The organism is Fusobacterium sp. JB019 (assembly GCA_030673965.1).
In the GTDB taxonomy this organism is placed as follows: Bacteria; Fusobacteriota; Fusobacteriia; order Fusobacteriales; family Fusobacteriaceae; genus Fusobacterium_B.
Genome location: JAUTCN010000007.1, coordinates 76,283 through 90,054 on the forward strand (window position 1 = coordinate 76,283; position 13,772 = coordinate 90,054).

The window sequence follows — 13,772 nt, forward strand, 5'->3', positions numbered from 1 at the left end:
TTAAAAATTAAGATGTTTTCTTTTGAATTTCTTTAGTTTGAGTTTTCAACCATTGAATTTCCTCGCTATTTAAGAAAGGAGATATTTTTTCAAAAACTATTTTATGATAATTATTTAACCACTTTATTTCATCATTATTTAAGAATGATGGGTCAATAGCATCAATATCTATAGGAACGAAAGTAAGAGTTTTAAATTCTAAAAATAAACCATATTCATTTTTAAAACTTTTAGTAGTTAAAGTTTCATTTTCAAGTCGAATTCCATGGGAGTTATCTATATAAATACCAGGTTCTATAGTAGTAACCATATCAGGATGTATTATACAGCTAGCAGAGGGCCTTAAGATGTTAGGCCCTTCATGAACATTAAGGAAATGACCAACTCCGTGTCCAGTAGCACACCTGTAGTCTAATCCTATTTCCCAAATAAGATTTCTAGCGATAGCATCTAAATTACCTCCAAAAGTACGATGTGGAAACTTGCTTTTAGAAAGGGCTATTAATGATTTTAAAACATAAGTATAATGTTTTTTTATTTTAGGATCAACCTCTCCTAAAGAAATAGTTCTAGTAATATCAGTTGTTCCTTCTAAATATTGACCTCCTGAATCAATTAAAATTAAATTATGAGGTTCTAAATATGAATAATGTTTATTGCTTGGTAAATAATGCATCATAGCAGCATTTTTACCATAAGCCGCAATTGTTTCAAAGCTAGGTTCTATAAAACCTTCTTGTTTTTTTCTTAAAGATTCGATTTTATTAACTATATCTAATTCGCTAATTTTATTTTTTGAAATATTATTTTTTAACCAAAAAATAAATTTAGTCATTGCTATTCCATCTTTTAGATGGGCTATATAATTATTTTTAATTTCAACTATATTTTTTATAGATTTCATATTATTTTCAGGATTAGGTTCGTTTATTATTTTTATTTCTTTAGGTAATGCTTCATAGATTGAAGAATTTATTTTGTTATAATCTAAAAGAATGGTTAAAGATTTATCTAATGTACACAGATACTTATAAAAATTATTATAATCATGAATTTCAATATTTATGTTTTCAAGGTAAAGGTTAATTTCTTTAGAAAGTTTAGATTTATCTATGAATAGCAATACCTTATCTAAAAATATAACAGCGTAAGATAATACTACAGGATTATATTTAATATCTTTTCCTCTTAAATTAAGTAACCAACAAATATCATCTAGAGAGGATAAAATATGACATGTTGTTTTTTTAGTTTTCATAATATATCTTAATTTTTTTATTTTAAGATTAGCTTTTTCTCCAGAATATTTCTCTTCTAAAATAAAAGCTTTTTCTTTAGAAAGAAGAGGCCTATCTTTCCAAACTTCATTAATAAGATCTAGGTTTATTTTTAATTTGAAAAACTTTTCTTTAGAAGCTTTAATGAAATCTAGCATTAAATTATAGCTAACAGTTCTACCATCAAAGCCAAGGGTATCATTAATGTTTAAAGTATTTTTTATAAATTCTTGAACAGTTGGGGTATCTTTTAATCCTACTTTGAAAAGTTGAAATTCACTTCCTGAAAGTTCTTTTTCAGCCTGTAAAAAATATCTCCCATCAGTCCATAGATATGCATCATTTAATGTTATTAAAGCAGTTCCACTAGATCCTGAAAAATTCGAAATATATTCTCTTGTTTTGAAAAAATCTCCAATGTATTCACTTTGATGAAAATCAGAAGAAGTTACTAAATAGGCAGTAACTTTATTTTTTATCATTAATTCTCTAAGTAATTTTATTTTATCATTTGTAGAAAGTTTCATAATCAATCTCCTTCTATAATTTTTAATGAATTATTATAAGGGTATTTTATCATCAAAAGAGATACTTTAAAAGAAGATATTTCCATAGACTTTTAATTTAAGATGTTGTAAACTTAATTATAGGGAAAAATTATAAAACTAGAGGAGGAAAAATGATTTATAAATTAGGAAAAAATATTCCTAAAATAGGAGAAGAAAATTATATAGCTCCAACAGCTTCTCTGATTGGAAAAGTAACTACAGGAAAAGATGTTTCAATATGGTTTAATGCTGTTTTAAGAGGGGATAATGGGGAAATAAATATAGGAAACGGAAGTAATGTTCAAGATAATGTTATTATTCATTCAAATGAAGGAGGAAAAGTTATTGTAGGTAATAATGTAACTTTAGGTCATGGATGTATGATACATGGATGTGAAATAGGTGATAATAGTTTAATTGGAATGAATGCTTTGATAACAGATCATGTTAAGATTCCAAAAAATTGTTTTGTATATGCAGGATCAGTTATAACTAGTAGAATAGGGAAATTGGAAGAGGGTAGTTTTATAAAAGGAAATCCTGCAAAATGTATAGGTGAAATTTCTGAAAAACAGAGAAATTCTATGCTTTCAGCTTCAGAAGAATATAGAAAATCAAGAGAAAAATATTTAAAAGAATTTATTAAATGTGAATAGGAGATGGTATTATGCCTTATATAAAAGTATCTGGATTAACAAAGGAAAAAATTTGTGAAGTTAGTGATGATTTGATTGAAATAGTTTCAAAGGTAACAAAAACAGATAAACAAAAAATAAGAGTATTTTATAATCCAATGTTAGAAATATTAGATTCTAAAGTTTGTGAAAATCGATTGAATATAGATATTGATTGGATGCCAAGGCCTCAAAAAATGTGTGATAAGGTGGCTAATGAATTTAAAGAATATTTTAAAAATTATAATTTTGAGATTGTTAAAGTATATTTTACAGAGCTTGTTAAAGAAAAATATTATATGTAAAAAAAACTAGCCTTGGCTAGTTTTTTTTTAAATAGTTTCAGAATAAATAGAAAAAACTAATGATTTCCATAATATTTTATAATTTGATTTTATTGTTATTTTGATAGTATCTGTATTTTGAAATATTTTGTTTACAGAATAATTGAAATTAGTATGGCAATAATTTTTATCTTCATTAATGATTTTTTTTATTTTATTATTTATTTTGATACCCTCATTTATTGGGGATTTATCGTTTTCTATAATAGTAGTAACTTCTAAATTTTTGTTTTTAACAATATTTCTAATTGAAATATCATTTATTCTAGCTACAGCTTTTATTAAATCTTCTTCTTTTAATTTTTTAGGAACAGGTATTTCTAATTGAAACTCATTTTTAAAAGTTTGATCTTTATTTTCAAATTTTAAATTATAGTTACTAATAGTTTGTTCTCCTCTCATATCAATTTGCATTTTTCTTTTAATTTTTTCAATATCGTTAGGATAGGTTCCAAGCAAATACATAAGTTTAGTTACAGCTGCTTCAGGAGTAAGGTCGACTCCGCTTAGAACACCTGCATCAATTAATTTAGCACTAGCTTCATAAAGCCCCATTTTAACCATTCCAGTGGTACATTGAGTTATATCTACAATTATTATTCCTTTAGAAGACAGATAATTAATTATTTCTATGAACTTTTTATTTGTAGGAGCGTTTCCATTTCCAAATGTTTTTAGTATAACCCCTTTAATATTGTTATTGCCTTTAAATATATTTTTTAAATAATCAAAATTAAGACTAGGGAATAATTCTAAAATAATAACTTTATTACATAAATTTTTATTTACATAAAATTTATTTTTATTTGTTTTAAGTATACGATCTTTAATTATTTTAATATCACTTCCAATTTCTCCTATTGGAGGATAATTTGGAGAAGAAAAACCAAAATAATTTGTAGCATCTATTTTTCTAGCTCTATTTCCTCTAAGTAAGGTATCTCTAAAAAAGATAGCTACTTCAGGAATTAATTTAATTCCATACATTTCGTTTCCAGCTATCTGTATAGCTGTTATTAAATTTTGAAGAGCATCACTTCTTGGAAATTGTAAAGGAACTTGAGAACCAGTGAAAATAATAGGTTTATTCAAATTTTTAAGCATAAATGAAAGAGCAGAAGCTGAAAAAGCCATAGTATCTGTTCCATGTAAAATAACAAACCCTCTATAAAGATTATAATTTTTTTCAATTATTTCTGCAATTTGAACCCAAACTTCAATAGACATATCAGAAGAGTCAATTAAAGGGTTAAATTGATAGTAATCAGTTGGAAAATTATTTAAAATAGGGTGTTCTTTAATAATTTCATTCCAATTTGTTGCAGGTCTTAAAGGACTAGTACAATCATTTTTGTTATCGTGAACCATTCCAATAGTACCACCAGTATTGATAATTAAAACTTTATTAAGCATAATTTCCTCCTTGAAGTAAATTTTTTTCTAGAGTTAATTATAACATAAAATAAAGAAAAAATTATGAAGAATATCATGCAAAAAAATATAAAAATAGAAAAAAATCAGAAGAAAACAAAAAAAATAATAAGATTTTCATCTTTTTTTTTGCAAGTTTTTTTTGGCGTAAATAAGTATATTGTGATGTAAATACAATCACTTTGACGTAAATGGAGTTATTTTTTTTTGATGTTATTTTAAAAATAAAAAAAAAATAACTTGATTTTAAAAAAAAAAAAGGTATAATAAAGTGTAAACATTGGTTGGATAAATGCGTTATATATATTGAATAAATGATTTATCCAAAAATATTTTACTTGATATATTTTAAAGGGGGCTTGATATGAAAGTACTTTGTTATGGTGTTAGAGATGTTGAAAGACCATTTTTTGAAAAATTGGCAAAAGAGTACAATCTTGAAGTTACATGTACTAGTAACTTTTTAAACACAAAAGAAACAGCTGAATTAGCAAAAGGATTTGACTGTGTTGTTTTAAGAGCAAATTGTTTTGCAAACAAAGAAAATTTAGATTTATATAAAGAATACGGAGTAGAATACGTTTTAACTAGAACAGTTGGAACTAATCATATAGATATTCCTTATGCTAAGGAATTAGGTTTTAAAATGGCGTTTGTTCCATTTTATTCACCAAACGCAATATCTGAATTAGCAGTTACACATGCGATGATGTTATTAAGACATATGTCTTATACAACTTATAAAACAGGTGTTAAAAAAGACTTTACAGTTGATGCTAATATGTTCTCAAAAGAAATTAGAAATTGTACAGTAGGTGTAGTTGGACTTGGAAGAATAGGAATGACTACAGCAAAATTATTTAAAGGATTAGGAGCTAATGTTTTAGGACAAGATTTATTCCCTAAAACAGGAGTAGAAGATATAGTTACTCAAGTTGAGTTAGATGAACTTCTTGCTAAAAGTGATATAGTATGTCTACACTGTCCATTCATACCAGAAAATGGAAAAGTTGTTACTAAAGAATTCTTAGCTAAAATGAAAGAAGGAGCAATCTTAATAAATGCAGCTAGAGGAGAATTACAAGACGTACCTGCATTAGTTGAAGCTTTAGAAAGCGGACACTTAGCTGGTCTAGGAATAGATGTTTTAGAAAATGAATCTACAGTATTCTTCAAAGATTTCAAAGGTGGAGATATTGAAGATCCAACAATAAACAAATTAATAAATATGTATCCTAGAGTATTAGTTTCACCTCATATGGGTTCTTACACTGATGAAGCTGTAACAAATATGATTGAAACTAGTTTCCAAAACTTAACTGAATTTGTGGAAACAGGAGATTGTAAAAATAAAATTAAATAGTTAGAATTTTTTAATATTTAAACGGCGTGTAATAAAAGTTTTTTATAATATAAGTATAAAATCAAAAAAAAATTTATGGAGGTTAGAAATGGCTAAAAATGTTTTTGAAATGGCTCAAGCTCAAGTAAAAACAGCTTGTGATAAGTTAGGAATGGAAGCAAATGTGTATGAATTATTAAAGGAACCAAGAAGAGTAATCGAAGTTAATATTCCAGTTAAAATGGATGACGGTTCTATAAGAATATTCAAAGGATATAGATCTCAACATAATGATGCAGTTGGTCCTACTAAAGGAGGAATCAGATTCCACCAAAACGTTTCATTAGAAGAAGTTAAAGCATTATCTATTTGGATGACATTCAAATGTTCTGTAACAGGAATCCCTTACGGTGGAGGTAAAGGTGGAATAATCGTAGATCCATCTGAATTATCTAAAGGAGAATTAGAAAGATTATCAAGAGGATATATCGAAGGAATCTATAAATTAATCGGAGAAAAAGTTGACGTTCCAGCTCCAGACGTAAATACTAACGGACAAATTATGTCTTGGATGGTAGACGAATATAATAAATTAACTGGTACATCTGCAATTGGTACTTTAACTGGTAAACCATTAGAATTTGGTGGATCAAAAGGAAGAAACGAAGCTACTGGATTTGGTGTTGCAGTAACAGCTAGAGAAGCAGCTAAAAAATTAGGAATCGAAATGAAAGAAGCTAAATTAGCAGTTCAAGGATTCGGAAATGTTGGAGCATACACTGTTAAAAACATTGAAAAACTTGGTGGAACTGTAGCAGTAGTAGCTGAGTGGTCTAAAGCAGACGGAGCTTACGCTATATATAAAGAAGACGGATTAGATTTCCAAGCTATGATGGATTATAAAGCAGCAAATGGAACTTTAGTAGGATTCCCTGGTTCTAAAAAAATAACTATGGAAGAATTCTGGGCAAGCGATGTTGATATCGTAATACCTGCAGCTCTTGAAAATGCAATAGATGCAGCTCAAGCTGAATTAATCAAAGCTAAATTAGTTTGTGAAGCAGCTAATGGACCAATAACTGAAGCTGGAGACGAAGTATTAAATAGAAAAGGTATCACAGTTACTCCTGATATCCTAACTAATGCTGGTGGAGTTACAGTTTCTTACTTCGAATGGGTACAAAACTTATACGGATACTATTGGGAAGAAGCAGAAGTTGAAGAAAAAGAAGAAGTTGCTATGGTTAGAGCATTTGAAGCTTTATGGGCAATCAAAGAAGAATATAATGTTACAATGAGAGAATCTGCTTACATGCATTCAGTTAAGAGAGTTGCTGAAGCTATGAAAGTTAGAGGATGGTACTAAGATCTGTATTAATACAGAAAAGTATTAAACTTATAGTGATGTAAGGATAAATTAATTCCTTCAGTTAATTCTGAAGGAATTTTTTTTTATTAAATAATAATGGAAAAAAAATCAATTAAGATATATAATTTAGTTTGGAGATAAGTTGAAAGGGAGGCGTAGTAAGTGATTACGAAAGTTAAAAGTTCAAGTTATTTTGGTATAGATTCATTTTTGGTTGAGGTAGAGGTGGATATTTCTAGAGGATTACCTTCTTTTAATATAGTTGGGTTAGGAGATACAGCAGTTATAGAAAGTAAGGAAAGAATAAGAGCAGCAATTAGAAACAGTGGTTATAAAATGCAATATAATAAAATAATAATCAATTTAACTCCAGCAGGAAAAAGAAAAATAGGGACACATTTTGATTTACCAATAGCAATAGGAATCATGTGTTGTCAGAATTTAATAACTTTTAAGAAAGAACTTTTAAAAAATTATATTTTTATGGGAGAATTATCATTAAATGGTGATTTAAAAAGGACGCAAGGAATTGTAAGTGGAGCTATATTAGCTAAAGAGTTAGGATATAAAGGAATAGTTATCCCATATGAAAATAAAGATGAAGGAAGTTTAATAAAAAATATAAATGTTATCGTAGTTAAAAATTTAAAAGAAGTACAATATTTTTTAGAAAATAATAAACAAATTCAAGAAGAAAAAATAAAAAATAACTCTTTAGAAATACAAGAAAAATTTAATATAGATTTTAGTGATGTAAAGGGTCAAGAGGTTGCAAAGAGGGCATTAGAAATTTGTGCAGCAGGTGGTCATAATTTAATTATGATAGGAACTCCAGGATGTGGGAAAACAATGTTGGCTAAAAGAATTATGACAATATTACCACCTTTAACAGAGGAAGAAAAAATAGAAATAACTAAAATCTATAGCATTGCAGGAAAATTAAGTGAAAAAAATCCTATAGTTAATAATAGGCCTTTCAGATCTCCCCATCATACAAGTAGTGGAGTAGCTATGATTGGGGGAGGAAGAATTCCTAAAGTGGGGGAAATTTCTTTAGCGAATAGAGGAGTTTTATTTTTAGATGAACTTGTTGAGTTTAAAAAAGAAATATTGGAGAATTTAAGAGAGCCATTGGAAGAAAAAAAAGTATTCATAACAAGGGCTAATTATAAAGTAGAATTTCCCTGTAAATTTTTATTTTTAAGTGCTACAAATCCTTGTAATTGTGGGAATTATTTTGAACAAGATGGTAGCTGTACTTGTAGTGCATCTGAAGTTTCTAAATATTTAAAAAAATTATCAGGACCTCTTATAGATAGAATTGATTTAAAAGTAGAAATGAGAAGATTATCGGAAAATGAACTGTTAGAAAATATTCCAAGAGAAAGATCAAAGAATATAAGAAAAAGAGTATTACTTGCAAGAAAAATTCAGAAAAAAAGATTTAAAAGTGATAAATTAAATGGAGATATGCTAAGCAAAGATTTAGAAAAATATTGCTTTTTAAATAAAGAAAATAAAAATATTATGAAAAAAGCAATAGAAGTTTTAAAATTATCAGCAAGAGGATTCGATAGAGTTTTAAAAGTGTCTCGTACAATTGCAGATTTAGATAATAGTAAAGAAATAAAAAAAGAACATATTTTAGAAGCTTTATCTTACAGAATAAGCGATAACAAGTAAAATAAAAAAGGAGTGGAAATGTTAGAATATAAACCTAAATTTTTCTTCAGAAACAAGCATATAAACACCTGTTTTCCAACTGTTTTCAGAAAAATTGATATTAATTATAAAAGAGAAAGAATTGACACTTATGATGGAGATTTTATTGATATTGACTGGGTAAAAAATAAAAGTGATAATTTAGTAATTTTATGTCATGGATTAGAAGGAAGTTCAAATAGTAAATATATAAAAGCGAACGCAAAATATTTTTCACAGCAAGGATGGGATGTTTTAGCTATAAATTATAGAGGATGTAGTGGAGAAGAAAATAAAAAGATATATTCATATAATTCTATTCTAACAGATGATTTAAAATTAGTTGTTGAAAAAAAAGGAAAATATTATAAAAATATTGTAACAGTGGGATTTAGTTTAGGAGCTAATTTGATATTGAAGTATTTAGGTTGTGAAAAAGATATCCCTAAAAATCTAATTTGTGCAGTTACAGTTTCTCCCCCATGCAATTTTTTTGCAACAAGTGAAAAATTAAAAAAGAAAGAAAATATAATATATAAACTTAAGTTTTTAAATAAATTAAAAATAAAAATCAAAGAAAAGTATAAAAATAATCCTGATTATAGAAAAAAAATAAATTTAGAAGCTATTTTAAAAACAAAAAATTTAGAAGAGTTTGATGAAGAATTTACAGCTAAATATTTTGGATTTAAAGGAGTTAAGGATTATTATGAAAAAGCAAATACTGTTAAAACTTTGAAGAATATAAAGATTCCTACATATATACTAACTCCATTAGATGATCCTATAATGGGAAAAGAATGCTATCCTTATAAAGAAACAAGGGAAAATAAAAATATTTTGTTTGAAACTCCTAAATATGGGGGTCATGTAGGTTTTTCTTCATTAAATCATTATCCTTATGTATTAGAAAAAGCAATATATTCATATGTAAATAGTATTTTGTAGGGGATAATTAAATTTTAAAAATAAGTTATACAAAAATATAAAATAAATTAGTGTATATTGTAATAAATTGATGTATAATATAGACTAATAAAAAAATAAAATGTTGGAGGTAGAAGATGGCAGTTTTAGTTACTGGTGGTGCAGGATATATAGGGAGTCATACTGTAATTCAACTTTTAGATTCAGGAGAAGATGTTATTGTAGTTGATGATTTAAGCAATAGTTCTATAAAAGTAGTGGACAGAATAGAGGAACTCTCTGGAAAAAGACCTAAATTTTATAAAGTAAATATTTTAGATGAAGAAAATTTTGAAAAAATATTTAAAGAAAATGAAATAGAATCAATAATACATTTTGCAGGATTTAAAGCTGTAGGAGAATCAGTTGAAAAACCTTTAGCTTATTATACAAATAATTTAATATCGACATTAATAATTTTAAATATAATGAAAAAATATAATATAAAGAATTTTGTATTTAGTTCTTCAGCTACTGTTTATGGAGATCCAAAATCATGTCCAATATTAGAAAATTTTCCTTTAAGTACTACAAATCCTTATGGAACTACAAAATTAATGATAGAAAATATGTTAAGGGATATTTGTAAGACAGATAAAAATTTAAATGTAGGGATACTTAGATATTTTAATCCCGTAGGAGCTCATAAGAGTGGTAGAATAGGAGAAGAACCTAATGGAATACCTAATAATTTAATGCCTTACATTACTAAGGTTGCAATTGGAAAATTAGAAAAATTAAGTGTTTTTGGAGATGATTATTCAACTCACGATGGTACTGGCGTGAGAGATTATATTCATGTTGAAGATTTAGCTAGTGGACATTTAAAAGCTTTGGTAAAGCTTAGAACTAATTCAGGATTAGTTACTTATAATCTTGGAACAGGAAAAGGATATAGCGTACTGGATATGGTAAAAGCCTTTGGTAAAGCTTGTGGAAAAGAAATTCCTTATAAAATAGTAGGAAGAAGAGCTGGAGATATTGCAATGTGTTATGCTGATTCTACTAAAGCAAAAAATGAGTTAGGATGGGAAGCTAAATTTGATCTAGATAGAATGTGTGAAGATTCTTGGAGATGGCAAAAAAATAATCCAAATGGATATGAAGATTAGTCAAAAAATATTTCAATTATATTGGAAAAAATATTGACAAAGTAATAGGCAAGTGCTATAATTTAACTTGTCTGCGGGAATAGCTCAGTTGGTAGAGCGTCAGCCTTCCAAGCTGAATGTCGCGAGTTCGAACCTCGTTTCCCGCTCCAACTGCATCATTAGCTCAGTTGGTAGAGCATACGACTCTTAATCGTACGGTCGCCGGTTCGAATCCAGCATGGTGCACCAGAACGAAATATTTAACATTATAAGCTGCTTATTTATAAGCAGCTTTTTTATTGGGGAACGCCTGGACACCTGTCGATGTAAAGGGTATAATCAAAGCATATTTTAATTAATTAAGGAGGAAAAATGTTTATCTTCATATTATATATAATGGCAATTTTTGGACTTACTTATTCTTTTTTTAAAAGCAAAATTAGAACAAAAATGGCTATAAAAAAAGCTTTAAAATCATTTGAAAATTTATTGCCACAATTTTTAGGAATATTAATACTTATAGGTATAGTATTATCAGTAATGGATAAGAATATGATATCTTCATTAATAGGAGAAAGATCAGGAATAATAGGGTTTATAATATCAGGAATAATAGGTTCAATAACATTGATTCCAGGATTTGTAGCAATGCCATTAATTGCTTCTTTATTAAAAGTAGGAGCAGGATATACTCAAATGACTATGTTTTTAAGTACTCTTATGATGGTGGGTATAGTTACATTACCCATGGAGATAGAATATTTTGGAAAAAAAATTACTTATATAAGAAATATAGCTTGTTTTATTGCTTCTATTTTTATAGCATTAATTATTGGGAAGGTGATTTAATGAAAAATATTAAGTTGATTATAAAAAGATATAAATTCTTTATAATTATGATTATAATTAATATTATATTAGGGGTTTATTACCCTAAATTAGGCTTAAAATCTATGAAAATAAATGAAAGTAATATTTTAGAAATGTTAAAGGTTATTCCTCCTGTTTTTATTTTATTGGGTCTTTTAGATGTTTGGGTGGAAAAAGAAGTTATGATAAAATATATGGGGAAAAATTCAGGTTTAAAAGGATTAATTTTAGCTTTTGTTATGGGGTCTTCAGCAGCGGGACCTTTATATATAGCATTTCCAATAGCAGGTGTTTTATTGAAAAAAAGAGCAAGTTTTTTCAATGTATTTATATTTATAGGAGCTTGGTCAACAACAAAAGTACCAATGCTTTTGTTTGAAGTAACTAATTTAGGTGGAAGATATGCTTTGCTTAGGTTAGGCTGTAGTATGATATCAATAATTATGATTTCTTTTATTTTAAATAAAATTTTAGCTAATAAAGAAAAGGAAAGATTATTAAAAAAAATAGATAAAAAAATATAAGAAAAATCAGAAATAAAATTTCTGATTTTTCTTTTTAGTCAATATATATTAAGAATTAAGAGCAAGGTTATGATTTGTTTTTTATTTTACAAATCTCTTGAGTCATAGTTCCCATAGGACAAATTCCACACCAAGAACGAGGTTTATATAAAAGACTCATAATAATTCCAATTAGAGTAGATGTTAGCATCATGCTGTAAAATCCTAGAGCAAACTGATAAGCCCACTTTGGAAATAAATTAAAATTATAATTTTGATTCCAAGGGATTTTAAAAGACCAAAATAGTTTGATAAAGTTTGAAAAATCTTTAGTTTCATTAAAAACTAAAAAAGTGAAAAAAATCATATTTATAAACATTCCCATAAAAAATATTAAAAAAAGATATCTAAAGGTTTTACTTCTAAGGAATTTTGGCATAGTCCTGTATTTTGAAAGTTTAAACTTATCTCCGATTAAATTAAGCAATTTACTTCGTTCACAATAAAAATTACAATAATACTTTTCTCCTTTAAATAGGGCAATTCCTAATGGAACAAAGAAAAAAATAAGACCAAGCCAGGCAAAAAGTATATTAAAAAATCCAAGAGAGAAATAAATTATAGATATTATCCAAAGATAATCATACCAATGTTTAGTTTTCATTTTTTTCCTCCTTAAATTCAATGATTGAAATAGGACAGACTTTATAACATTTTTTACATCCTACACAATTTTTAGTATTAACTATAGCATAACTTCCATGGAAAATAGAAATAGACTCAGTAGGGCATGCTTCCATACAACTTCCACAAGCTACACATTTTTCTTTTGGAATATAAGCTTTTAATTTAGTATTCATAATTAGCCTCCTTTATACATATAAATTTTACCATAAAAAAATAAAAATTCAGTGACATAGTTACATAAAATTGAAAAAATAAAAATTCGATGTTATAATTATTAGATAAAGCATAGTGAGGAGAATTCATGGAAAAAATACTAAAAGAAACTTTAAATTTTTGGGGAAATTTATCAAATGATGAAAAAAAACAAATAATAGAAAAAGTAGTAGTGGTAAGGTATAAAAAAGGGGAAATAATATATCATAATAAAGATAAATGTACAGGAGTTTATATTATTTTTAGTGGAAGGGCAAGAGTGTTTATGTCTTCAGCTAATGGGGGAGAAATAACTTTATTTAGATTACATAAAAAAGATATTTCTATTTTAAGTGCTTCTTGTATGTTTAATAATTTAGATTTTGAGACAAATATGGAATTTGAAGAGGATACTGAAATTTATGTTATTCCTAAAGGAATAATGAAAAAAATAAGTGATGAAAATTCTAAAGTTAAGGAGTTTATATTAGAAGCTGTTTCAGAAAAGTTTTCAAATGTCATGTGGATTTTTAATCAATATGTTTTTTCTAACATGGCTAGAAGGTTGGCAACCTCTTTATATGAGTATAGAAATATGTTTGATAGTGATATTTTAAAAATAACTCATAATACTCTAGCTAAAGATTTAGGTACTGCAAGAGAGGTTATAACAAGATTATTAAAGCAATTTCAAATAGATGGAATTATAGAAATGTCTAGAGGAGAAATAAAAATATTAAATTTACAAAAATTAATGAAGTTATAATGTGATATTGT

Annotated in this window: 14 protein-coding genes and 2 tRNA genes; 12 read left to right on the plus strand and 4 right to left on the minus strand. The window is 26.9% G+C overall.

The features are described from left to right. Nucleotides 1-7: 7 nt before the first annotated feature. Nucleotides 8-1,804 carry an aminopeptidase P family protein gene (locus tag Q7K47_05965; protein ID MDP0506767.1) on the minus strand — a complete coding sequence of 599 codons (1,797 nt, stop codon included), beginning with the start codon at nucleotides 1,802-1,804 and terminating at the stop codon, nucleotides 8-10. Between the two features lie 152 nt (nucleotides 1,805-1,956). Here Q7K47_05965 and Q7K47_05970 point away from each other — a divergent pair, with 152 nt between their 5' ends. Then, entirely contained in the window at nucleotides 1,957-2,481 is a 525-nt protein-coding gene (locus Q7K47_05970) for a gamma carbonic anhydrase family protein (GenBank protein MDP0506768.1), read from the plus strand. 11 nt (nucleotides 2,482-2,492) lie between these two features. After that, complete coding sequence (locus Q7K47_05975) at nucleotides 2,493-2,804, plus strand: DUF1904 family protein (GenBank protein MDP0506769.1); 312 nt, start codon at nucleotides 2,493-2,495, stop codon at nucleotides 2,802-2,804. Between the two features lie 27 nt (nucleotides 2,805-2,831). On the opposite strand, the gene Q7K47_05980 is transcribed toward Q7K47_05975, so the two are convergent. Next, nucleotides 2,832-4,256, minus strand: a complete 1,425-nt coding sequence (locus Q7K47_05980) for an asparaginase (GenBank protein MDP0506770.1) — start codon at nucleotides 4,254-4,256, stop codon at nucleotides 2,832-2,834. A 382-nt stretch (nucleotides 4,257-4,638) separates the two neighbouring features. Here Q7K47_05980 and Q7K47_05985 point away from each other — a divergent pair, with 382 nt between their 5' ends. From Q7K47_05985 to Q7K47_06025, 9 genes are all read left to right on the plus strand, one after another. Then, nucleotides 4,639-5,637, plus strand: coding sequence for a 2-hydroxyacid dehydrogenase (locus tag Q7K47_05985; protein MDP0506771.1), 999 nt, complete (start codon nucleotides 4,639-4,641; stop codon nucleotides 5,635-5,637). 88 nt (nucleotides 5,638-5,725) lie between these two features. Next, complete coding sequence (gene gluD / locus Q7K47_05990; protein MDP0506772.1) at nucleotides 5,726-6,982, plus strand: NAD-specific glutamate dehydrogenase; 1,257 nt, start codon at nucleotides 5,726-5,728, stop codon at nucleotides 6,980-6,982. 165 nt (nucleotides 6,983-7,147) lie between these two features. Further along, nucleotides 7,148-8,668, plus strand: coding sequence for a YifB family Mg chelatase-like AAA ATPase (locus Q7K47_05995; protein ID MDP0506773.1), 1,521 nt, complete (start codon nucleotides 7,148-7,150; stop codon nucleotides 8,666-8,668). 18 nt (nucleotides 8,669-8,686) lie between these two features. After that, nucleotides 8,687-9,634 (plus strand): alpha/beta fold hydrolase, encoded by a 948-nt coding sequence (locus Q7K47_06000; GenBank protein ID MDP0506774.1) that lies wholly within the window; start codon nucleotides 8,687-8,689, stop codon nucleotides 9,632-9,634. Between the two features lie 116 nt (nucleotides 9,635-9,750). After that, nucleotides 9,751-10,764 carry a UDP-glucose 4-epimerase GalE gene (gene galE, locus Q7K47_06005; protein ID MDP0506775.1) on the plus strand — a complete coding sequence of 338 codons (1,014 nt, stop codon included), beginning with the start codon at nucleotides 9,751-9,753 and terminating at the stop codon, nucleotides 10,762-10,764. 73 nt (nucleotides 10,765-10,837) lie between these two features. Beyond that, nucleotides 10,838-10,913 (plus strand) — tRNA-Gly (locus Q7K47_06010). Between the two features lie 3 nt (nucleotides 10,914-10,916). Continuing rightward, nucleotides 10,917-10,992, plus strand: a tRNA-Lys gene (locus Q7K47_06015). Nucleotides 10,993-11,115: 123 nt separating this feature from the next. Beyond that, nucleotides 11,116-11,592, plus strand: coding sequence for a permease (locus Q7K47_06020; GenBank protein ID MDP0506776.1), 477 nt, complete (start codon nucleotides 11,116-11,118; stop codon nucleotides 11,590-11,592). Next, nucleotides 11,592-12,137 carry a permease gene (locus Q7K47_06025; protein ID MDP0506777.1) on the plus strand — a complete coding sequence of 182 codons (546 nt, stop codon included), beginning with the start codon at nucleotides 11,592-11,594 and terminating at the stop codon, nucleotides 12,135-12,137. The genes Q7K47_06020 and Q7K47_06025 overlap by 1 nt, the downstream gene beginning before the upstream one ends. A gap of 67 nt (nucleotides 12,138-12,204) precedes the next feature. Here the strand turns inward: Q7K47_06025 and Q7K47_06030 are convergent, their stop codons facing one another. Both Q7K47_06030 and Q7K47_06035 read right to left on the minus strand, forming a co-directional pair. Continuing rightward, nucleotides 12,205-12,780 (minus strand): 4Fe-4S binding protein, encoded by a 576-nt coding sequence (locus tag Q7K47_06030; GenBank protein MDP0506778.1) that lies wholly within the window; start codon nucleotides 12,778-12,780, stop codon nucleotides 12,205-12,207. Beyond that, on the minus strand, nucleotides 12,770-12,976 hold the full coding sequence (locus Q7K47_06035; GenBank protein ID MDP0506779.1) for a 4Fe-4S binding protein: 207 nt from the start codon (nucleotides 12,974-12,976) through the stop codon (nucleotides 12,770-12,772). The genes Q7K47_06030 and Q7K47_06035 overlap by 11 nt, the downstream gene beginning before the upstream one ends. A gap of 128 nt (nucleotides 12,977-13,104) precedes the next feature. Here Q7K47_06035 and Q7K47_06040 point away from each other — a divergent pair, with 128 nt between their 5' ends. Beyond that, a complete protein-coding gene (locus Q7K47_06040; protein ID MDP0506780.1) occupies nucleotides 13,105-13,761 on the plus strand; it encodes a Crp/Fnr family transcriptional regulator in 657 nt (218 codons plus the stop codon). Nucleotides 13,762-13,772 lie beyond the last annotated feature (11 nt).